The 22,122-nt window shown below is 73.8% G+C and carries 13 protein-coding genes; 2 read left to right on the top strand and 11 right to left on the bottom strand.

Annotation, left to right across the window (positions count from 1 at the left end; genetic code table 11):
• Positions 1-10: 10 nt before the first annotated feature.
• Positions 11-1,357, bottom strand: a complete 1,347-nt coding sequence (locus OG867_RS29605; protein ID WP_406289993.1) for a lysine N(6)-hydroxylase/L-ornithine N(5)-oxygenase family protein — start codon at positions 1,355-1,357, stop codon at positions 11-13.
• Between the two features lie 247 nt (positions 1,358-1,604).
• On the opposite strand from OG867_RS29605, the gene OG867_RS29600 reads away from it, so the two are divergent.
• A complete protein-coding gene (locus tag OG867_RS29600) occupies positions 1,605-2,552 on the top strand; it encodes a methionyl-tRNA formyltransferase (RefSeq protein WP_406289991.1) in 948 nt (315 codons plus the stop codon).
• 60 nt (positions 2,553-2,612) lie between these two features.
• On the opposite strand, the gene OG867_RS29595 is transcribed toward OG867_RS29600, so the two are convergent.
• The 8 genes from OG867_RS29595 to OG867_RS29560 all read right to left on the bottom strand — a co-directional run bounded on the left by OG867_RS29595 (position 2,613) and on the right by OG867_RS29560 (position 19,017).
• Positions 2,613-4,013 carry an MDR family MFS transporter gene (locus tag OG867_RS29595; RefSeq protein WP_406289989.1) on the bottom strand — a complete coding sequence of 467 codons (1,401 nt, stop codon included), beginning with the start codon at positions 4,011-4,013 and terminating at the stop codon, positions 2,613-2,615.
• A complete protein-coding gene (locus OG867_RS29590) occupies positions 4,010-13,990 on the bottom strand; it encodes an amino acid adenylation domain-containing protein (protein WP_406289986.1) in 9,981 nt (3,326 codons plus the stop codon). Before OG867_RS29590 ends, OG867_RS29595 begins: the two co-directional genes overlap by 4 nt.
• 1 nt (position 13,991) lies before the next feature.
• Complete coding sequence (locus OG867_RS29585; RefSeq protein WP_406289984.1) at positions 13,992-14,777, bottom strand: ABC transporter ATP-binding protein; 786 nt, start codon at positions 14,775-14,777, stop codon at positions 13,992-13,994.
• On the bottom strand, positions 14,774-15,769 hold the full coding sequence (locus OG867_RS29580) for a FecCD family ABC transporter permease (RefSeq protein ID WP_406289982.1): 996 nt from the start codon (positions 15,767-15,769) through the stop codon (positions 14,774-14,776). The genes OG867_RS29585 and OG867_RS29580 overlap by 4 nt, the downstream gene beginning before the upstream one ends.
• Positions 15,766-16,791 (bottom strand): FecCD family ABC transporter permease, encoded by a 1,026-nt coding sequence (locus OG867_RS29575; protein ID WP_406289980.1) that lies wholly within the window; start codon positions 16,789-16,791, stop codon positions 15,766-15,768. The genes OG867_RS29580 and OG867_RS29575 overlap by 4 nt, the downstream gene beginning before the upstream one ends.
• A complete protein-coding gene (locus OG867_RS29570) occupies positions 16,788-17,789 on the bottom strand; it encodes an ABC transporter substrate-binding protein (RefSeq protein WP_406289978.1) in 1,002 nt (333 codons plus the stop codon). Before OG867_RS29570 ends, OG867_RS29575 begins: the two co-directional genes overlap by 4 nt.
• 95 nt (positions 17,790-17,884) lie before the next feature.
• Entirely contained in the window at positions 17,885-18,781 is an 897-nt protein-coding gene (locus tag OG867_RS29565; protein ID WP_406289976.1) for a siderophore-interacting protein, read from the bottom strand.
• Positions 18,778-19,017, bottom strand: a complete 240-nt coding sequence (locus OG867_RS29560) for a phosphopantetheine-binding protein (RefSeq protein ID WP_406289974.1) — start codon at positions 19,015-19,017, stop codon at positions 18,778-18,780. Before OG867_RS29560 ends, OG867_RS29565 begins: the two co-directional genes overlap by 4 nt.
• Positions 19,018-19,495: 478 nt before the next feature.
• Here OG867_RS29560 and dhbC point away from each other — a divergent pair, with 478 nt between their 5' ends.
• Positions 19,496-20,692, top strand: a complete 1,197-nt coding sequence (gene dhbC / locus OG867_RS29555) for an isochorismate synthase DhbC (protein WP_406289971.1) — start codon at positions 19,496-19,498, stop codon at positions 20,690-20,692.
• 9 nt (positions 20,693-20,701) lie between these two features.
• On the opposite strand, the gene OG867_RS29550 is transcribed toward dhbC, so the two are convergent.
• Complete coding sequence (locus OG867_RS29550) at positions 20,702-21,364, bottom strand: lysophospholipid acyltransferase family protein (protein WP_406289969.1); 663 nt, start codon at positions 21,362-21,364, stop codon at positions 20,702-20,704.
• A gap of 113 nt (positions 21,365-21,477) precedes the next feature.
• The gene (locus OG867_RS29545) at positions 21,478-22,071 is read right to left on the bottom strand and encodes a TetR/AcrR family transcriptional regulator (protein WP_406289966.1); all 594 of its coding nucleotides are present in this window, start codon (positions 22,069-22,071) and stop codon (positions 21,478-21,480) included.
• Positions 22,072-22,122: the final 51 nt, after the last annotated feature.

Below are 22,122 nucleotides of genomic sequence, written 5' to 3'. Positions count from 1 at the left end.
GTCGGGCGATCTAGCGGGAGCCGTCCCCGGCGACCGGGCGGGCGGCGTCGGGGGCGGACTTGACGCTCCGGTCCAGCAGTGAGTCCAGGATCTCGCCGACCCTGATCGCGGTGTTGGACAGCAGGGCCGAGGTGATGCCGTGGGTGTGCTCCGTACCGCCCTGGAGGTAGATGCCGCAGTTCAGCGCGGGGTCGGTGGCGATGCGGTAGTCGCGCTCGACGCGGACCCGGCCCTCCTCGTCGCGCAGGCAGTACTCGGCGGCCTCGCCCAGGAGTCCCAGCGGGTCGGCCGGGCTGTAGCCGGTGGCGAACACCACGACGTCGGCGTCGAGCACGGTCTCCTCGCCGGTGACGAGGGACGTCACGGTGGCGCGCACCGTGTCCGGGGTCTCCTCGGCCGCGGTGAGCCGGGACACGTTGAGGAAGCGCAGCCGCTCGGTGCCGAGCACCTTCTCCTGGTACATCTGCCGGTACAGATCATCGATCAGATCGATGTCGACCACGGAGTAGTTGGTGTTGCCGTGGTAGTCCATCAGCCGGCGCTTGACGTTCTCGGGCGCCGCGTAGAACTCGTCCACCGCGTCCGGGTCGAAGATCTTGTTGGCGAAGCTGCTGTCGTCCGCCGGGCTGTAGCCGTAGCGGGAGAAGACCGCGCATATCTCGGCCCCGGGGAAGCGGCGGTGCAGATACGCGACGTTCTCGGCGGCGCTCTGCCCGGCGCCCACGACGACGAAGCGGGAGGGCGAGGTGCCGTCCAGCTCGCCGACCCGGGTCAGCAGTTCGGAGTTGTGCCACACGTGGTCGCCGCGCTCGATGCCCTCGGGCACCAGCGGGCGCAGTCCGGTGCCGATGACGAGGTTGCGGGCACGGTGGACCGTCAGCCCCTCCCCCGACCGGACGGTGACGTCCAGGTACTCCACGACGCCGTCCTCGACCACCTGGGTCACTCCGACGACCTCGTGGTCGTAGGAGACGAGGTCGTCCACCTGGGCGGCGGCCCACTCGAAGTAGTCGTGGAACTCGACGCGCAGCGGGAAGAGGTTCTTGTGGTTGATGAAGTCGATCAGGCGTCCCTTGCTCTTGAGGTAGCAGAGGAAGCTGAACTCACTGGACGGATTGCGAAGTGTCACCAGGTCCTTGAGGAACGAGACCTGCATGGTGGCGTCGTCGATGAGCATGCCCCGGTGCCAGCCGAAGACCGGTTGCTGCTCGAAGAACTGGGCGGTCACCGCGTCCCGCGTCCCGAAGCGCGCGTTGTGCTCGCTGATCGCGATCGCCATGGCCACATTGGACGGGCCGAAGCCGATACCAATGAGGTCGTGGACCGGTGCTGCGTCGCCAGGACGAGCCTGTGACATGTCACTCCCATCGTGCGGGGAAGCCGCCTGTCGGATGCGGGGAACGGGCGTAGGACGGGCACGCCGAAACAGCGACCCGATGAACTTAGGTGAGCCTAAGCTAATCCGTCAACGCTTGTCGATAGGTGCGATTCGGACACCTCGGACACGAACCCACCCCAACTGGGGCACTCCACACCTCCGTTGCAAGATAAGGTAAGCCTTGCTTTACTAACCAGGTTCTGTTTCTACGTCGAGGAGGAACCCCATGCGGGTCGTCATGTTCGGTTACCAGACCTGGGGGCACCGCACCCTGCAAGCCCTCCTGGACTCCGAGCACGACGTGGCGCTGGTCGTCACCCACCCCAGGAGCGAGCACGCCTACGAGAAGATCTGGAGCGACTCCGTCGCCGATCTCGCCGAGGAGCACGGCGTCCCGGTCCTGATCCGCAACCGCCCGGACGACGACGAGCTGTACGAGGCTCTGAAGGCCGCCGACCCCGATGTCATCGTGGCCAACAACTGGCGTACGTGGATCCCGCCGCGCATCTTCGCGCTCCCCCGCCGGGGCACCCTGAACGTGCACGACTCGCTGCTGCCGAAGTACGCGGGCTTCTCGCCGCTCATCTGGGCCCTCATCAACGGCGAGAGCGAGGTGGGCGTCACCGCGCACATGATGAACGACGAGCTGGACGCCGGCGACATCGTCCGGCAGGAGTCCGTGCCGGTCGGCCCGAGGGACACCACCACCGACCTCTTCCACAAGACCGTCGACCTCATCGCCCCCGTCACCACCAAGGCGCTGGCCCTGATCGCGGACGGGCAGACGGAGTTCACCCCGCAGGACCGCTCGCAGGCCACCTTCTTCCACAAGCGCGCCGAGGAGGACATCCGGATCGACTGGAACTGGCCTGCCGAGGACCTGGAGCGTCTGGTGCGCGCCCAGTCGGCCCCGTACCCCAGCGCCTTCACCTTCCACCGGGGCAAGCGGATCGAGATCCTGGCCAGTGTGGTCTCCGAGGCGCGTTACGGCGGAACGCCGGGCCGGATCTTCTACCGCGAGGGCGAGGGCGTGGTCATCGTCGCCGGCGCCGACGCCCGCACCGGCCGCAACCACGGCCTGGCCGTCACCCGGGTCCGCACCGAGGACGGCCGCGAGCTGCCCGCGACGGAGTACTTCACCTCCATGGGCGGCTACCTGACCAGCCGCCCCTGACCCCGCACATGGGTGTGCCCCCGGCCCGAGGGCCGGGGGCACACCCATGTGTCCTGCCGGTCAGCCCTTGCGGGGCTGGGTACGGGGCAGCCGCGTCGCCGCCGCCGCGGCGAACAGGCAGAAGCCGAGCACCCACCAGAACGTGTCGCCGAAGGCCGCGGGGATGTCCGCGCCCGTCGCGGCGAGCCGGTTCTCCAGGATCACCGCCACCGCCGCCGTGCCGACCGAACCGCCCACGGTGTTCAGGAGGTTGAGCGCTCCGGCCGCCCGGGGCAGCTGCTCCGGCTCGATCCGGCTGTAGACGATGTTCATCACGGGCGCGCCGACCATCGACATCCCGAAGCCCCGCACCACCAGCGCCGAGACGATCACCGCGTCCGGGACCCCGTGCCCCAGCAGGGTGAACGGGGCGGTCCCGGCGACGATCAGCACGATGCCGGCCACCACCAGGGTCCTCGGCGCGACCTTGCTGATCGTCCGGTTGACGAGCACCGAACCGGCGGCCGCGCCCAGCCCCTGGGGGGCGAGCAGCAGCCCCGCCTCCCAGGCCGTCATCCCGCGCCCCGACTGGAAGTACAGCGGCAGCAGGAACGTGGTGCCGAAGACCGAGGCCCCGAGCACCACCAGCGCCAGGGCGGCGGCCCCGAAGGGGGGCCGGGCGAACAGCCGGGGGTCCACCAGCGGAGTGCCCCGGGTGCGCAGCCCGTGCACGGTGAACGCGACCAGCATGACCACCCCGGCCACCACACCGATCGTGGCCGGGACGGCGCGGTCGTGGGCGACCTCGGTCAGCCCGTACACCAGCACCGCGAGCCCCGGTGAGAGCAGCAGCGCCCCGCGCAGGTCGAACGCGGTCCGCTGCGGGGCCGGTGGCACCACGGGCACGTAGCGGCGGGCCAGCAGGACCGCCGCCGCGCCGATCGGCAGGTTGACCAGGAACAGCCAGGGCCACGGAGCGACCGCGAGCACGGAGCCCCCGGCGAGCGGCCCGAACACCGGGGAGAGCAGCGGGACCACGGCGACGACACTGATCACCTTGCCGGTGCGTCCGGGCCCCGCGATCCGGGCGAGCAGCGCCTGCCCGGTCGCGGGGAGCAGGCCGCCGCCGAGCCCCTGGATCACACGGAACACGATGAGGCTGGTCGCCGACCAGGCCGAGGCGCACAGCACCGAGCCGATCAGGAACACGCCGATGGCCGCGAGCCAGACCCGCCGGCCGCCGAAGCGCCCGGCCAGCCAGCCGGACGCGGGGACGGCGGCGACGACGGCGAGCAGATACGCGCTGGAGACCCACTGGATCTCGGCGACGGACGCGTCGAACTCCTCGGTGAGCCGGTCGAGTCCGACGCTGACGATGGTGGCGTCGAGCGTGGCCATGAACGTGCCGAGGACCAGGATGAACGCGATCCGCAGCAGCTCCCGGTCCACGCGTTCGGCGGGCGGGGCGGGTGCCTCGGTCATCGGTCCTCCAGGAGGGCGCTCACGTCGGCGTCCAGGTGCTGTTCCATGTTCCGCAGCAGGTCCGTCAGTTGGCCGGCGAGCCCGGCGGTGTCCGTGCCGGCGCGGTGGGCGAGCACTCCGGTCCAGCCGTCGCCGTCCGGCATGACGGTCAGCGTGGCGGGGTGGTGGGTGGACTCCCGGAAGCGCGTGGAGAGCACGGTGAGTCCGGGCGCGGGTTCGCGCAGCCGGTCCGGGTCGACCGGGTAGTTCTCGAAGACGACCATGCTGTCGAAGAGCCTGCGCCGGCCGGTGAGCCTTTCCAGGTCGGACAGGGCCACGTGGTGGTGCTCGACCAGGTCCCGCTGGCGGGCCTGGAGACCGGTGAGCGCGGCGGCCAGGGTGCCGGTGAGCCGGGCCCGTACCGGCACGGTGTTGGCGAGCAGGCCGATGATCACCTCCACGCCCTCCAGCGCCGGGGGCCGGCTCGACACCATGGCGCCGAAGCAGACGTCCCGCCGCCCGGAGCGCCGGGCCAGCAGCACCGACCAGGCGCCCTGCACCAGGGTGTTCGGGGTCAGTCCGCGCCGGGCGGCGAGCCGGGTGAGCCCGGCCACGAGCGCCGCGTCGAACGTGATGACCTCGGGCTCCTGCCAGGCCGGGCCGCTGCCCTCACCGCCCAGGTAGTCACCCTCGGGCAGCCCGTCCAGCTCGGCCGCCCAGGCGTCGAGGTCCGGCTCGTGCTCCGCGCACCAGTCCAGGTAGTCCGCGAACGGCACGGGGGCCGGCAGGGCGGGGGCGGTACCGCCGGTCCGCGCGGTGTACAGGGCGAAGAGCTCGCCGAGGACGCGCGGGGCGGACCAGCCGTCGGACAGGGCGTGATGGCTGGTCAGGACGAGGTCGGCGCGCTCGGGTCCGAGCCGGATCACGGTGATCCGGTAGAGGGGGCCGTGCGCGAGGTCGAAGGGTTCGGCGAGGTCGGCGGCCAGCACCTCGTCGGCCGGTGCGTCGGTGACCCGGAACTCCGTCCGGGGCGCGTCCGGGATGACCGCGAGCGAGGCGGGGAACACCGCGCCCATGTTGGGGTGCCGGACCAGCAGGTCGTCGCCCGCGCCCCGCAGCGCCTCGGTGTCGAGCCGGCCCGCGAGCGAGAACACCGACTGCACGGTGTACGGGTCGGGGCGCTCGGTGCGCGAGTGCCGCAGCATCACCTCCTGCAACGGGCTGAGCGGCTGTACGGCGGCGACCGGCCGGTCCCCGAGCGCGACGGTCTCCGGCGCGGCGGCGACCCGCAGCAGCGCGGCCCTCAGGTGCTGCGTCAGCTCCTCGATCTCGGCGCCGGTGAACAGCGCCCGGGGCCAGGTGATCCGCACCCCGAGCGCGTCGTCGCGCACCAGGGCGTTGACCATGAGGCTGTACGGGAGGGGCATCGGGCCGGAGGCGTCGGAGCCGAGCGGGTCGGCGTCCGGGGCGGGCTGCCACGGCGTCTCGGTCTCCGGGGCGCCGGGGTACTGGCCGAGGTAGTTCCAGGCGAGCTCCGGGCGGACCGGGTCGAGCAGCCCCGCCGTGGTGAGGATGCCGTGGCCGAGGCCGTCGCCCTGGGCGCGCAGCCGGTCCCGGACCGCCCGCACATCGTCCTCGGCGTCGAGCCGGACGGGGTGGATCGCGGTGAACCAGCCGACGGTCTGGGAGAGGTCGACGTCGCGCGGCCGGCCGTGGCTCTCCAGGGCGACCAGCAGTTCCGGTGTGCCGCGCCAGTCGCGTACCGCCTGGGCGAGCGCCGTCAGGAGGACGGCGTCCGGGGTGGTGCGGTGCGCGGCGGGCAGGGTGGTGACCAGGGCGCGGGTGGTGTCCGCGTCGAGCCGGATCTCGTGGTGCGCGGCGGTCGCCACGGTGTCCCGGGCGGGGTCGAGCGGCCGGGTGAGGGGCGTGGTCGCCGTCATCCGCCGCCAGTGCGGGAGTTCGGCGCGCCGGTCGGCCTCGCGCAGGGTGCGGGCCCAGCCGAGGAAGGACTGCCCGTGCCGGGTCAGCTCTCCCCCGTCGTGGGCGTGCCGGAGGTCGTCCAGGAGGATGCGCCAGGAGACGCCGTCGGCCACCAGGTGGTGGGCGATCAGGACGAGCCGGCCGGGGCGGTCGGGCCCGGCGTCCACCCAGACCGCGCGCAGCATCGGTCCGGTGCGCGGGTCCATCGCGGCGCGCGCGGCGGCGGTCGCCGCGTCGGCGGCGGCGCGCGGGTCGCCGTTCGCCGGGACGCGGGTCAGGACGTCGGCGCCGGTCAGGTCACCGGCCGGCGGGATGTGCAGGGCGTCGTCGCCGAGGCGGGCGCGCAGTACGTCGTGGCGGCCGAGGAGGGCGTCGAGCACGGCCTGCCAGCTCTTCTCGTCGCCGCCGGCCGGGACGCAGACCTCCACCCACTGGCAGAAGCCGTCGGCGGCCTTCCCCGCGCGGTGCAGCAGGTCCCGCATGACCGGGGTCAGCGGGGCGTCCCCGACGGCCGGGGCGGCCTCGCCGTCCAGGGCGCGGGCGCGGGCCGCGATGCCCGCGACGGTCTCGCCGTCGAACACGTCCTTCGGGCTCAGCCCGAGCCCCTGGCGGCGGACCCGGGAGACCAGCTGGAGGGAGACGATGCTGTCGCCGCCGACGTCGAAGAAGTTGTCGTCGGGGCCGATGTCGTCGCGGCCCAGGACGTCCCGGAACACGGCGAGCAGCAGCGCCTCCGCCTCGGTGGCCGGTTCGCGCCGGACGGCGGACACGGTGGCGGGGGCGGGCAGTGCCGAGGCGTCGAGCTTGCCGCTGGGGCTCAGCGGGAGGCGGTCGAGCGGCACGAGCGCGGTCGGGACCATGTGGTCGGGCAGCCGCTCGGCGAGATACGCGCGCACCCCGGCGGTGTCCAGGTCGGCGTCGTCGGTGGGGATGACGTAGCCGACGAGCCGGCCCTCGCGCATCACGACGGCGCCGGCACGGACGTCGGGGTGCCCGGTGAGGGCGGTCTCGATCTCCCCGAGCTCGACGCGGAAGCCGCGCACCTTGATCTGGTGGTCGGCGCGGCCGAGGAAGACCAGTTGTCCGTCGTGGCGCCATCGCACCAGGTCGCCCGTGCGGTACATGCGGGTGCCGGGCGGCCCGTACGGGTCGGCGACGAACGCGCCGGAGGTCAGGCCGGGGCGGCCGAGGTAGCCGCGGGCCACGCTCGGGCCGCCGAGGTAGAGCTCTCCGGTGACGCCGACACCGACGGGCTGGAGTCCGCCGTCGAGCACATGGGCGCGGACGTTCGGGTCGGGGCGGCCGATGGGCAGCGGTCCGGCGTCCTCCGGATCGTAGTGCCAGGTGGTCGAGTTGATGGTGACCTCGGTCGGCCCGTAGGCGTTGAACAGCGCCCGGCGGCCCCGGCCCCAGCGGTGGGCGAGCTCCGGGTCGAGCCGTTCGGCGCCGACGACGAAGAACACGTCGGAGTCGACGGTGCGGTCGTCGGGCATCGCGGCGAGGAACGACGGGAGCAGGTTCACGCCGGTCACCCGGTGCTCGGCGATGTAGTCGAGGAGTTCGTCGCCGGGTACGCGCACCTCCTCGGGCGCGATGACGGACGTACCGCCGGACAGCAGCGGCACCATGGTCTGCCAGAACGCCACGTCGAAGCTGGTCGACGCGAAGTGCAGATAGCGGTCGTGCTCGGTGACGCCGACGACCTCCTCCTGGAGGGCGATCAGGTCGGGCACGCCCCGGTGGGTGACGCCGACGCCCTTGGGGCGGCCGGTGGTGCCCGAGGTGTAGATGACGTACGCGAGCGCGTCGTCGGTGAGCCGGGCACGGGCCTCGGCCGGGTCGGTGTCGGGTACGGAGGCGAGGGTGGCGGGGTCGTCCAGGCGCAGGACGGGGATCTCGCGGTCGACGGGCAGTTCGGCGCCGGTCGTCACGACGGCCGCCGGTGCGATGTCTTCGAACATGTACGCGAGCCGTTCGCGCGGGTAGGCGGCGTCCATCGGCACGTACACCGCACCGGCCTTGGCGACGCCGAACAGGGCGACGGTCATCTCGATGTCCCGGCCGATGAGGACCGCGACGGGGTCCTGGGGCCGGACGCCGTGCGCGATGAGCGCGTGCGCGAGGCGGTTGGCCCGCCGGTCGAGTTCCTCGTACGAGAGGCCGCGGTCGCGGCAGACCAGCGCCTCGCCGGCGGGCTTGCGGCGGACCCAGCCGGCGAACTCGTCCAGCCAGTGGCCGCGTTCCTTCGCGGCGACGATCCCGGCGCCCGTACGCAGCATGCGGGCGCGCTCGCCGGCGTCCAGGGCGGGCAGCGCGACGGCGGCCCGGTCCGGGTTCTCGGTGATCTCGTGGAGCAGGTTGCGCAGCCAGCGGCCGTAGTCGCGCACGGTGTCCCGGTCGAACGCGCCGGGCTGGTAGCCGAGTCCGACGGTGATCTCGTCGCCCGGGATCACGATGACGGTGAGGGCGTAGTGCGTGGCGTCCGTGATGTCGACGCCGGTGAGGTCGAGCCCGGGGGCGAGCGGGGTGCGGGTGCGGCTGGAGAGCGGGAAGTTCTCCATGACGAGCATCGTGTCGAAGAGTTCGCCGATGCCCACGGCCCGCTGGATGCCGGGCAGTCCGACGTGGTGGTGCTCGGCGAGGGCGACGCTCTCCGCGTGCACCTCGGCCATGACGTCCGTCGCCGTGCGGCCCGGGGTGTACCGGACACGGACCGGGACGGTGGTGCCGAGCTGGCCGATCATCGACTCGACGCCGTCGACCTCGGCGGGCCGGCCGGAGACCGGGCAGCCGAACACGACGTCTCGACGGCCGGTGAGCCTGCCGAGGAGCAGGCCCCACGCGGTCTGGAGGACCGTGGTCAGGGTGATGCCCCGTTCCCGGGCGAAGGCGCGCAGCCGGTCGCTGAACTCGCGGCCCAGCTCGACGGTCTCCCGGCCCGGCCGCTCCACGGCCTTCCCGGTGCTCGCGGGGGCCAGCCGGGTCGCGTCGTCGACACCCGCGAGGGCTTCGCGCCAGGCGGCGACGGACGCCTCCTGGTCCCGGCCCGACAGCCAGTGGAAGTACTCGGACAGGGGCGGGGAGACGGGTGCGGCGGGGCCGCCGCCGAGTTCCGCGTAGATCGCCAGGAGGGTGCGGCCGACGAGGGGCATCGACCAGCCGTCGAGCAGGGCGTGGTGGTTGGTGATGACGAGCCTGTGCTCGGCGGGCCCGACCCGGGAGAGCAGGAAGCGGATGAGCGGCGGCCGCGCCGGGTCGAAGGGGCGCGCCAGGTCGGCGCGGGCCGCTTCGGCGAAGTCGTCGTCCTGCCGCCAGTCCAGCACGACGTCGGCCGGGATGACCTGCACCACGTCGTCCCCGACGGTGCCCAGGTGGACGCGGAGCGCGGGGTGGCGGCGCAGCAGCTCGTGGGCGGCGCGGGCCATCCGGTCCGGATCCAGCTCCCCGGACAGGGTGGTGACGGCCTGGACGACGTAGACGTCGGTGTCCGTGTCGTCGCGGACCATGGTGTGGAAGGACAGACCGAGCTGGAGCGGGGTGGCGGGCAGCACGTCGCTGACCCGGCCGGTGCTCTCCAGGGCGTCGATCGCCTCCTGGTCGAGGGCCACCAGCGGCAGGTCGGAGGGGGTGAGCCCGCCCGTGGTGTGCAGGGCGTGCGCGGCCAGCGCGTCGAGCGCGGCGGCCCAGCAGTCCTGGAGGGCGGCCAGGGCGTCGGGGCCCACGACCTCGCCGGCGGCGGTCCACTCGACGGCGAGCCGGGGGGTGTCGCCCTCGTGGACGAAGCAGTTGAGGGCCAGCACCTGTTCGAGGGCCTTGGCGTCGGGCTCGGTCACCGAGAACGCGTCGTGTTCGGGGAGCCGCCAGCCGTCCGCGGCCAACGGGGCGAACCGGCCGAGGTAGTTGAGCAGCACGTCCGGCGGCGGTGTCGCGCCGAGCTCCGGACCCGCCTCCGGGTCGAGGTGGCGCAGCACCCCGTAGCCGACGCCGTTGTCGGGGACGGCGCGGCGGGCCTCCTTGGCGGCGCGCAGCGTGGCGCGGACGTCGTCGCGGGCGGGCACCCGGACGGGGTACTCGCTGGTGAACCAGCCCACCGTGCGGGCCAGGTCGAGGTGTTCGCGTCCGTGGCCCTCCATGGTCACGGTGACGGCGTCGTCGCGCAGGCCCCAGCCGCGCAGGGCGAGGACGAGGGCGGCGAGCAGGATCTCGTCCACGCCGGCCCGGTAGGCGGCGGGCAGCGTGGTGAGCAGGGCCTCGGTGGCCTCGGGCGAGGCGGTGGTGACCGAGCGGTGGGCGGTGGCCACGGTGTCGCGCACCGGGTCCAGGGGGCGGGCTCCGAGCCGGGACGCGGAGCCCAGTGCCGTACGCCAGTGGGCGAGTTCACCGCGCCGGGCGCCGGTCCTGCCCTGTTCGGCGAGGACCTGGGCGTGGCGGCGCCAGGAGGTGCCGGCGGGTTCGAGGGCGCCGCCCGCGCAGGCGGTGCGCAGGTCGGGCAGGAGGACGCGCCAGGACACGCCGTCCATGGCGAGGTGGTGCACGACGAGGACCAGCCGGTCCGCCGTGCCGTCGCCCGTGCCCTCGCCCGTGCGGAGCAGGGCGGCGCGCACCAGGTCGCCGGTGCGCGGGTCGAGCTGTCCGGCGAGCCGCCGGGCCAGGGCGGTCACCTCTTCGCCGGTCGCCTCCTCGACGGCGGCATGGACCGTGCCCCGGGGCAGGATCTCCGGCTCGCCGGCCACGCGCAGCCGCAGCGCGTCGTGGTGGTCGAGGAGGGCCTGCACGCCCCGGGTCAGCTGGTCCGGGGTGAGCGCGTCGACGTGCAGGGCGGTCCACTGGGCGTATCCGGCGACCGTGTCGATGTCGGGGTGCGGGTCGAGCAGGGCGCGCACGATGGGCGGGGCGGGCACCGGGCCGACCGGCTCGTCCGCCGGGCCGGCCGCCCCGTCGAGCGGTTCGGCGGAGGCGGCGAGCGCGGCGAAGGTGCGGCGGGCCAGCAGGTCCTTGGGGCGCAGGCCGAGGCCGAGGGCGCGCAGCCGGCTGCTGACGGTGATCGCGGTGATGCTGTCGCCGCCGAGGGCGAAGAAGTCGTCGTCCACGCCGACCCGTTCGACGTCGAGCGCGTCGGCGAGGACGGTGCACAGCAGCCGTTCGCGTGCGGTGCCCGGTTCCCGGCCGCCGCCGGGGAGGGCGGGCGCGGGGAGCGCGGCGCGGTCGAGCTTGCCGTTGGGCGTAACGGGCAGGGAGCCGAGGACCACGACGGCGGCGGGCACCATGTGTTCGGGCAGCCGCTCGGCGAGCCGGGCGCGTGCCTCGTCGCCGGTCAGGGAGGCGGACACGATGTATCCGACGAGCCGGGACGACCGGACCCGGGCGGCGGCCGCGGTGACCCCGGGCAGGGCGGCGAGGGCTTCCTCGACCTCGCCGGTCTCCACCCGGTGGCCGCGGATCTTGACCTGTCCGTCGCCCCGGCCGCCGTACTCCAGGCCGCGGCCTGGCACCCAGCGGGCCCGGTCGCCGGTGCGGTACATCCGGTCGCCGGGGGCGCCGAAGGGGTCGGCGACGAAGCGTTCGGAGGTGGCGCCGGGGCGGCCGAGGTAGCCCCGGGCCAAGTGGGGTCCGGCGAGGTGGAGTTCGCCGGCCGTGCCGGGCGGGACGGGCTGGAGGGCGTTGTCCAGGACGTAGACCCGGGTGCCGGCGAGCGGGTGCCCGATGACCGGGTCGCCGCCGTCGATGCGGGCGGTGGTGGCGTCCACGGTGGCCTCGGTCGGCCCGTACATGTTGCGCGCGGCGATCCCGGACGCGGCGACCCGGCGCCACAGGGCGGGCGGGGTCGCCTCGCCGCCCAGGAGCAGCAGCGCCGGGGGCAGGTCGAGCAGTCCGGCGTCGATGAGCGGGGCGGCCATCGAGGGCGTGGTGTCGATGACGTCGATGCCGTCGCGGGCGTACGAGGCGAGCAGGGCGTCCGCGTCGCGGGCCGTCTCGGCGTCGTACACGTGGAGTTCGTGCCCGCAGAGCAACCAGATGAGGTGTTCGAAGGCGGAGTCGAAGGCGAAGGAGTAGGTGTGCGCGGCGCGCAGCCGGCGACCGGTGGCCCGTTCGGCCTCCGCGACGACCGTGGACCGCTGGTGGTGCAGCAGCGCGGCGAGCCCGCCGGCGCGGCCGAGCACGCCCTTGGGGCGGCCGGTCGATCCGGAGGTGTGGATGACGTAGGCCAGGTGCCCGGGGTGGCGGGGCCGGGAGAGCTCGGCGGCGGTGAGCGGGGCGCCGGACAGGTCGGCGGCCTCGTCCAGGAGTGCCTTCCAGGGCAGTCCGTCGACGGTGCCGTCGGTGAGGACGAGGACGGGGCGGGTGTCCGCGATGAGTTCGCGCAGCCGCTCGGGCGGGTGCGCGGCGTCCAGCGGCAGGAAGGCGGCGCCCGCGTGGAGCACGGCGAGCAGGGCGACGACGGCGTCGGCCGAGCGCGGCAGGGCGAGCGCGACGACGTCCTCGGCGCCGACGCCCCGGGCGCGCAGGGCGCGGGCCACGCGGTGCACCCGGTCGGCGAGTCCGGCGGCGGTCAGCCGTTCGCCTCCGCAGACCAGCGCGGTGTTCCCGGGTCCGGCGGCGGCCATCGCGTCGAAGGCGGCGGGCACGTCGAGGGGGGTGCCGGGCAGGGCGGGCGGGCTCCACTCGGCGAGCTGGGCGCCGGTGTCGCCGGTGAGCGCGATGCGGGCGACGGGCAGGCCCTCGATGAGCCCGGTGAGCAGGGCGCGGAGCCCGGTCATCAGGCTGTCGACGGCGGCCTGGTCCTTGGCCCGGGCGTCCACCTCGAAGCCGAGCAGGAGCCCTCCGTCGCGGGTGGGCAGGACGCTGAGGCCCATGTCCTCGGGCGGTCCGCCCGCGACGTTGCGCATGACGCCGGCCGCCCCGGCGAAGTCGAGTGTCAGGTCGAACGCCTTGAGGTTGATGCCGCGTCCGTGCAGCAGCGCGCCGGCGCCCGGCACGCCGAGGTCACGGGGCAGGTCCTCGCCCCGGTAGCGCTGGTGGTCGCGCATCTCGCGCATGGTGGTGGCGACGCGGCGGCTGAGGTCACCGAGCCGGTCGTCGCCGCGCACGGTGACCCGCATCGGCAGCACGTTGACCGCCATGGCGGGGGTGCGCAGCGCGACGGAGCCGGTCCGGCACATCAGGGGCAGGGCGAAGACGACGTCGGTGCGGCCGAGCATGCGGTGCAGGAAGGCGGCGTAGCAGGCGATCAGGGCCTCGCCCCAGGCGACGCCCTCCGCGTCCGCGAAGGCGCGCAGGGCGGCGGTCTCACCGGCGCTCAGTTCGGCCCGGGCGGTGAGCGTGCGGGCGGGCGCGCCGTCGGTGTCGGGCCCGTCGTGGGCGTCGACGTCGGGCAGCGGCGTGAACCGCTCGACCCAGTAGGCGCGGTCCTCGGCGGCCCGGTCGCTCGCGCGGTACGCGGTGTCCTCGGCGACGAGCGCCGCGAACGCGCCGAACGTCGAGCGGGGCGGTTCGGTGCCACGGACCAGCGCGGTGTAGCGGGCGGCGGTGCGGCGGGCGAGCTGGGCGGCGGTGTACCCGTCGAAGACGAGGTGGTGGCCGAGCTGGGTGTACCAGACCTCGCGGTCGGAGAGCTTGATGACGGTACGGGAGTACAGCGGGCGGTCCGTCATGCCCCGGCACGCCTCGGCGAGCCGGGCGCGTTCGGCGTCGACCAGCGCCTGGGCCGCCGCGGCGGGGTCGGCCTCGGCGCTGACGTCGACGAGCGGCGGCAGGGCGACGGGTTCGGCGCCGACCGCCTGACGGGGGCCCTCGGGCGTCTCGTACACCCTGAGCCGCAGGCTCTCGGCCTCCCCGGTGGTGGCCCGGACGGCCTGCGCGAGCGCGTCCGTGTCGACGGGTCCTTCGCCGGATATCTCGATCACGTCGCCGACCACGTAGTACGGGGAGTCGGGTTCGATGCGCTGGGCGTTCCAGATGCCGAGTTGGGCGCCGGTCAGGGGAAGGAGGCCGTCCGGGGACACGCTCGCGGTGGTCAACTTACTCTCCTTGCAGTGTGGGGACGACCATCGGAGTGCCGGTCACGGGGTCCGGGACGACGACGCTGGGCAGGTCGAACACGTCCTTGATCAGCGTGGCGTCCACGATGTCCCCGGGGTCGCCCTCGGCGACCACCTCGCCGGCCTTCATGGCCACCAGGTGGTCGGCGAACCGGCATGCCTGGTTGATGTCGTGCAGGACCGCGACGACGGTGCGGCCCTCGTCGCGCAGCTTGGCGAGCAGGCCGAGCAGTTGGTACTGGTGGGTGATGTCGAGGAACGAGGTGGGTTCGTCCAGCAGCATGTAGGGCGTCTCCTGGGCGAGCACCATCGCCATCCAGACGCGTTGCCGCTGCCCGCCGGAGAGCTCCTGCACGGGCCGGTCGGCCAGGTCCGCGACGCCGGCGGCGGCCATCGCCCCGTCGACGGCCTCCTGGTCGCCGTCCGACCACAGGGCCAGCAGCGACTGGTGCGGGAAGCGGCCCCGGGCCACGAGTTGGCGGACCTTGATGTCCTCGGGCGCCGTGGGGTCCTGCGGCAGGAAGCCGAGCTGCTTGGCCAACGCCTTGGTGCCGAACGCGCCGACCTCGCGGCCGTCGAACTCCACCTGTCCGGAGTGCGGTTTGAGCAGCCGTACCAGCGCGCTCAACAGGGTTGACTTGCCACAGGCGTTGGGGCCGACGATGGCGGTGAACGCGCCGTCGGGTATGTCGAGGGTGAGCCGTGTGGACACGACGCGGTCTCCGTAGCGCAGGGTGATCTCCCGCGCCGTCAGGCGTGCGGTCACGCGCGCCTCACCTCCTTGGTCAGCAGCCAGATCAGATAGCAACCGCCGATCGCGGTGCTCACGACGCCCACGGGCAGCGCCACCGGGGCCAGCAGCAGCTGCGCCAGCAGGTCCGCGCCCTGGAGCAGGACCGCCCCGGTCAGCGCGGCCGGGAGCAGCGGGATGCCGGCGGCGCCCGCGAGCCGGCGGCCGATCTGCGGCGATGCCAGCGCGATGAACGCGATGGGCCCGGCCACGGCGGTCACCGTGGCGGTGCAGCCGACGCCGACCAGGACCATCAGCAGCCGCAGCCGGTCGAGTCCGACGCCGGTCGTCACGGCGATCGGGTCGCCCAGCGCCGCCTGGTGCATGGCGTGGGCCCGGGTGGTCATGAGGGCCAGCAGGACGGCGATCACGGTGAACGGGATGCCGAGGTCCTCCCAGCCCACGCCGTTGAGCGAGCCCGCGCTCCAGCCCACGGCGGCGATCGCCACCTCCAGGTCGGCGCGGAGCACGATCCACGAGTTGATCGCGGTGACCATCGCGTTGATGGCGATACCGATGACGACGAGCCGGAGGCCGGAGAAGCCGGTTTCGAGCGACAGCAGGTAGATGGCGGCCGCGACGACGAGTCCGCCGACCACGGAGCCGACCGCCAGCTGCGCGGAGGTGCCCGACAGCACGGTGAGGGCGACCAGGGCGCCGGTGTAGGCGCCGGCGTCGAGACCGATGACGTCGGGGCTGCCCATGGGGTTGCGGGTGAGGTTCTGGAAGAGGGCGCCGGCGACGCCGAGCGCGGCGCCGAAGACCAGGCCGGCCAGTACGCGCGGCAGCCGCCAGTCCCGGATCACCACGGAGTGCTCGGAGCCGGTGAGGACGGCGAACACCTTGCCGGGCGGCGCCCATGACGCCCCGTAGCACAGCCCGAGCAGGCCGAGCCCCAGCATCAGGGCGACCAGGACGGCGACGAGTATCGCCGTACGCCGTTCGAAGTGGAATCTCAGCACGTTCACAGGGACCCCGCCCCGTAGCGGCGGACCGCCCAGATCAGCATGGGGCCGCCGAGGAAGGCGGTCACGATGGCCACCGGCACCTCGCCGGTGGGCAGCAGGACCCGCGCGGCCATGTCGGCGGCGAGGAGCAGGATGGGGCCGAGGACCATGGTGTAGGCGATGAGCCAGGGCACCGATCCGGAGGCCGGTTTGCGCACCAGGTGCGGCACGATCAGCCCGACGAACAGGATGGGCCCCGCCACCGCCGTCGCCGCGCCGCTGAGCACGGTGATGAGGACGAGGGTGGTGACGCGGACCCGGCCCACGTTGGCGCCCAGGGTGTGCGCCACGTTCTCGCCGAGGGTCAGGGCGTTGAGCGCCTTGCTCAGCAGCAGCGCACCGGCCAGGGACACCGCGATGGCGGTCAACGGCCATCCCAGGGACGCCTGTTCGCGGCCGGCGAGCGTCCCCACCGACCAGAACCGGTAGAGGTCGAAGGTGTCGGGGAGCATGAGGCGCAGCCCGAGGGCGACGCCGTTGAGCACCGCGGTCACCGCCACACCGGTGAGCACCAGGCGCAGCGGGGAGGTGCGGCCGACCGCGGCGACCAGGAGCGCCGCGGCCACGGAGCCGACGATGGCGAAGCCGAGTTCGCCGGCCTGGCCGCCGGCCAGGCCCGCCGCCGACCCGAGGGTGACGGCGAACCCGGCGCCCGCGGTGACCCCGAGGATGCCGGGCTCGGCCAGCGGGTTGCGGGCGAGCGTCTGGATGAGCGCGCCGGCCACGGCGAGCGCGGCGCCGACGGCGACGGCGAGCAGCGCACGCGGTGCCCGCACGTCCCGTACGACGACGTGGTCGTCGGTGCCCTGGTAGTCGAAGAGCGCGCGCACGACTTCGCCGGGTGCGACGTGGCGGGCCCCGACGCCCATGCTGAGTACGGCGAGAACGGCCAGCAGGATCAGTCCGCCGGCGAGCAGGGCGGTCTGCGGGACGGCCCGCCGGTTCTTTTCCGCCGTCTCGGACGCGCGGCCCGCGACGGTCACGGCTTCAGCAGGGGAGCGAGCGACTGGTCGATCGCGTCCAGGGTCAACAGGGCCTCACCGTAGGTGGCGGCCTCGGTGTAGCGGTACGGGAATGCCTTGCCGGCCTTGACGGCGGGCAGGTTCTTCCAGAGCTTGGAGTCCAGGACGTACTTGACGGAGGGCGGGACGCTGCCGTCGGCGTTGACCGAGTACGTCAGCACGTCGGCCTCGTGGAAGGCGGCGGGCAGTTCCTCGATGGAGGGATACTCGCTGACGGCCGCGGACCCCGGACCGGCCTTCTTGACCTTGCCGTAGTAAGTGGCGCCCAGGTCCTCGGCGATGTTGGTGCCCCAGGAGCCGTTGAACTCGCGCTGGAAGGTGCCCTTGGCGGCGTCGCCGTAGGCGCCGACGTGGCCGAGCTTCAGCTTCGGCAGGACGTCCTTGTAATGGGCGGCCAGCTCGGCGGCCTTGTCGTCGTACGTCTTCTTCTGGGCGTCGAACTGCTTGACCGCACCGGCCGCGTCGGCCTGCTTGCGGGAGAGGTCGCGCCAGGCGGACGGCAGGCTCGGGCCGATCGCGACGACGGGGGCGATCGACTTCAGCCGCTTCATGTCGATGTCGCCGAGCACGGGCGCGGGGACACCGATGACGATCAGGTCGGGCTCGGCCTCGGCGATGGCCTCGTAGTTGGTCTCGCTCGCCTGCTCGCCCGCGATCTTCTTGAGCTTCTTGTAGGTGGCGAGGTCGTCCTTGGTCATCATGGGCTCGCCGCGCTTCCACGACGAGATGCCGACCAGCGGTGCGTCGGCCTCGATCAGCGCGGGCACGGCGTAGCCGGTGGCCACCACACGCTTCGGGTTCGCGGGGATCGTGATCTTGCCGTTGTCCGCGGCGAACACCCGGGTCTTGGTCTTCTCCGAGGCGGAGTCCGACCCGCCGTCCGAGGATGACCCGCATCCGGCCAGTACGAGAGCCAGCGCGACGGCGCCGACCAGGCCGGACGATCTGCGTATGGACATTCCGAAGCTCCTTGCTACTTAGGTAAGGCTCACTTTACTTGATGGCCTTTCGGGGGGACAACTCGCGGGTGGCCCGCCCCCGGTGCTGCGATGAATCAGTGGTCGTGACTGTCGTCGTGACCGTGACCGTGCTCGTGGTCGTGCTCGTGGTCCTCGTCGAAGTCCGCGACGCCCCGCTTCCAGTAGCCGGTGATGTCGTAGTCGGCCTTGTCCAGGCGCAGTTCGTCCCGGACCCAGCGGCGCAGCGGCTTGATCTGCCCGGCCTCGCCGGCCACCCAGACGTACGCCCGCTCGCCCTCGGGCACGGTGACGGACATCGCGGCCCGGGTCAGCGCGTCACCGGAGCCGGCGGGCACGCCGTCGCGGTGCAGCCAGTGGACCTCGACGCCCTCCGGCGCGGAGAGCTCGATCTCCTCGGCGGCGTCCGCGACTTCGATGAACGCCCAGCCCCTGGCGGTCCTCGGCAGCTCTTCCAGCCAGCGCGCGACGGCGGGCAGGGCGGTGAGGTCCCCGACGAGCAGATAGCGGTCGTAGCTGTGCGGGACGATGAGCCCGCCGGGCGGTCCGGCGATGTGGACGGTGTCGCCGGGCCGCGCCTTGCCGGCCCAGTCGGAGGCGAGTCCGCCCTCGTGGACGGCGACGTCGATATCCAGCTCGCCGGTGAGGGAGTCGTAGCGGCGCACGGTGTATTCGCGCGAGGTGGGAAGCGGCCTCGGCCAGCGCAGCATCGCGCCGTCGCGCTCGGGCAGCCGCAGGGTGCCGTCCGGTTCCCGGAAGATCAGTTTCACGTGTTCGTCGGGCGCGTGGGCCTCGAATCCCTCGGTGCCGGGGCCGCCCAGCGTCACGCGCAGGAGACCCGCGCCGACGGCGGCCGTGCGGACGACCTCGGCCTCGCGGATGCCGATCGGATAGCCGACCTTCTCGGCGTGCAGCCCGGCGCGCACCTCGGCGATCCGGTCCAGATGGCGCCCGCGGTGGTCGGTGCGGCTCATGCGGCCTCACCTGCCAGCAGCGTCTGCCAGTGGCCGAGTTCAGGCAGCTCGAAGAGGTCGGGGAACTCCAGCGTGGTCGCCCCCGCCGCGCGCCAGCGCTCCACCAGGACCATGATCCGCATCGAGTCGAGACCGAGATCGACCAGGTTCTCCTCGGGCGCGATCTCACCGGGCTCGCAGCCCAGCAGTTCGGCGATGTCGGCCCGGACACGGTCCGGCGACAAGGTCTGACTCATCGGAGTACTCCTCAGTGGGTGAGCGCCGACGACGGGTCGGAGCGAGAATTACGGTGCTGACGGGACCGGGCGCGGCAGTGAGCGCGTGAACACCCGCCCGGGGCGCGGCCGTTCACGGGGCGCGCCAGGGCGCGGCTCGGCCCGCCGGCGGGCATGGCGGCCCGCGGCGCAGGGTGCGGAATCGGCCGCGGCCCCCCAGACCGAGGCAAGGCTAACCTAACATCGACATCCGCGACACACGCCCCCACCCCGCCAACCGGGCCGCAGGGAAGCGCAGTTCAGACATCGGATCCATGACCCGACCCCCACCACCCTCCTGCGCGAACTCTCAAATTTAGGTTACCCTCACCTAACCTACCGTAGGTGCTGCTCCGGGTGAAGACCCGCCGCAGGCGTGCCAGCGCGCCGAACCGGCGCAGCTCCTCAGCGCATCCTCATCCCTGGCCCCGCCCGTGGGGCCATCGAGAACGGAGTCCCCGTGTCGACGGCATCCCGAGTCGCCACGCCCATACCCACGGCCCATCCGGCCACCGGGGCGGCCACCTCTCTGCTGGACGCCTACGCGCCCGGCGCCCGCTTCCTCGCCACCCCCGGACGCACCCTGCTGGCCCGGGGCGCCGCACTCCAAGTGCCGCACGGCGCACAGCCGGTGGACCGGCGCGTGGCGGACACCCTGGCGCAGGCAGCCGACGCCGGGCAGCAGGCGCCGGTGGTGATGGGCGCGATCCCGTTCGACCACACGGAGCCGGCCGCCCTGAGCGTGCCCGCCGCGCTGCGCATCGCGCCGCCGCTGACCTCCGACCCCCTCATCGCCCTGCCCTCGCCGGGGGCGGACTCCCCCGGCTGGGAGATCCGGCCGGTCCCGGAGCCGGAGGTCTACGCGAAGGGCGTCGCCTCGGCCGTGGAGCGGATGTGGCGCGGCGAGTTCAGCAAGGTCGTCCTCGCGCGCACCCTCGAACTCACCTCGCCCGTACCGCTGGACGTGCCCGCCATGCTCCAGCGCCTGGCCCGCCGCGACCCCTCCGGCTACACCTTCGCGCTCCCCACCGGCCCCGGCCGCACCCTGATCGGCGCCAGCCCCGAACTCCTGGTCTCCCGCCGGGGCCGCCGGCTGGTCGCCAACCCCCTCGCTGGCTCCGCCCCGCGCAGCGACGACCTCGCCGAGGACGTCCGCCGGGCCGCCGCTCTCCTGGAGTCCGCGAAGGACCTCCACGAGCACGCCGTCGTCGTGGACGCCGTGCACCAGGCGCTCGCCCCGTACTGCACGGGGATGACCGTGCCGCCCCGGCCGACGCTGATCCGCACCGCCACCATGTGGCACCTGTCCACCACGGTCACGGGCACGCTCACCGACCCGGACGCCTCCGCGCTCGCCCTGGCCTGCGCCCTGCACCCCACCCCGGCGGTGTGCGGCACGCCGACGGCCACGGCCCGGCAGGTGCTCACCGAGACCGAGCCGTTCGACCGGGGCTACTTCACGGGGATGGTCGGCTGGGGCGACGCGAGCGGCGACGGGGAATGGGTCGTCACCATCCGCTGCGCCGAGGCGGAGGAGCGCACGCTGCGCCTCTACGCCGGCGCGGGCGTCGTCGCGGCGTCCGAACCCGAGGCGGAGACCGCCGAGACCGCCGCGAAGTTCCGCACCTTCCTGAGCGCGGTGGGCGCCGAGCTCTGAGCCGCTGTTCTACGCGGTCAGGGCGGCGGGCTCGCCCAGCCGGGCGGCCGCCGTCCGCCAGGCCGCGGTGACCGCGAGCCGGGCCTGGGCGGTGGCCGCCGGGCCGTCGCCGTCGAGCCGCAGCGGCGGCCCGACGTGGACGTGCAGCCGGGGCCGGCGCAGCGGGGCGGTGGCCAGGCCCGCGAGCTGCTTGGCGACCGGGCCGGAGGTGACCCGGCGGGCCCCGGCCTGGCCCACCGGGATGACCGGCGCTCCGGTGCGGTGCGCGAGCCGGGCGAGTCCGCGGTGGAAGGCGCCGGGCGCCGCTTCGGCCGCGTCCCCGCGGTCCGGCAGCCCGCCCTCCGCGTAGATGAGGATGTGCCGGCCCTGTTCCAGCGCCTCCTGGGCGAGCACGACGGCCCGGCTGGCGCGGGGGTCGCCGCGGTGCACCGGGATGTGGCCCTCACGTGCGAGCGCGCGGCCGAGGACCGGGACGCGCCAGAGCCCGGCGGCCGCCATGACGACGGGCCGGGCGCCGAGGCGGCGGAGCGCCGCCAGGACGATCGCGGGATCCGCGAGCGAGGTGTGGTTGGCGGCGATGATGCCGACCGGGGGCAACACCGCGTCCGTGTCGGTGGTGAGCGTCAACCTCCCGAAGGCGGGCACCAGTTGACCGGCAAGTCGGCTGAGCATGGGGATCTCCGGTTCGCTCGGGCGGAGTTCCATCGTTCCGCGACGAACGCCCGTTTGGCTGAGCGGTGGTACTCATCCGCCGTGGGTACCCGGACGCCCCCGCCGCCCGCACCTCATCGCCGTACGACGTCCGCGAGCACCGTGGTCACCAGCTTGCCGACCGCCGCCGCGTCCGGCGGACCGGGATCGCGGTCCGCGAAGAGCAGATGCCCGCCCCCGACCAGGGAGAGGGTGAGCGAGTCGATGTCGGCACCGGCCGAGACACGCCCCCGTGCCCGCTCCTGGGTGAGGTAGCCGGAGACGGCGGTCGTGATCTGGGCGAGGATCGCGATGCCGCCCCCGGGTGTCGCCTCCCTGAGGCGCGCGCGCAGCTCGTCCCGGAAGGTGATGAGGGGGATGATCGCCACCGGAACCGGCCCGAAGAGGGCGGTCAGCGCGTCGGTGAGGTTGCCCGCCACGGTGCCGGTGCCGGCGCTCTCGCCCAGCGTCCGCGCCCGCGCTTCGAGGTCCGCCGCCCGGTCGAGCACGAGCTCGGCGAGGAAGGCGTCGAAGTCGGCGAAGTGCCGGTGCAGGACGCCCTTGGCGCAGCCCGCCTCGTCGGTGACGGCCCTGCTGGTCAGGCCGCCCGCGCCGTCCCGCAGCAGGACGCGCTCGGCGGCGTCGAACAGCTGCTGGCGGGCGTCGCGAAGGTGCACTCCGGTCGGCACGTACCCACTCCTCATGTCGTCCGCGTCCTGCCACACCTTGGCTTGTGGGCG

Source organism: Streptomyces sp. NBC_00209 (genome assembly GCF_045206345.1).
GTDB lineage: Bacteria > Actinomycetota > Actinomycetes > Streptomycetales > Streptomycetaceae > Streptomyces.
This window is presented reverse-complemented; position numbering and strand designations above follow the sequence as displayed.

Coding starts and splice junctions, on each gene's coding strand:
- OG867_RS29605 (WP_406289993.1), bottom strand. CDS start 1,357: ATGTCACAGGCTCGTCCTGGCGACGCAGCACCGGTCCACGACCTCATT.
- OG867_RS29600 (WP_406289991.1), top strand. CDS start 1,605: ATGCGGGTCGTCATGTTCGGTTACCAGACCTGGGGGCACCGCACCCTG.
- OG867_RS29595 (WP_406289989.1), bottom strand. CDS start 4,013: ATGACCGAGGCACCCGCCCCGCCCGCCGAACGCGTGGACCGGGAGCTG.
- OG867_RS29570 (WP_406289978.1), bottom strand. CDS start 17,789: ATGTCCATACGCAGATCGTCCGGCCTGGTCGGCGCCGTCGCGCTGGCT.
- OG867_RS29565 (WP_406289976.1), bottom strand. CDS start 18,781: ATGAGCCGCACCGACCACCGCGGGCGCCATCTGGACCGGATCGCCGAG.
- OG867_RS29560 (WP_406289974.1), bottom strand. CDS start 19,017: ATGAGTCAGACCTTGTCGCCGGACCGTGTCCGGGCCGACATCGCCGAA.
- OG867_RS29550 (WP_406289969.1), bottom strand. CDS start 21,364: ATGCTCAGCCGACTTGCCGGTCAACTGGTGCCCGCCTTCGGGAGGTTG.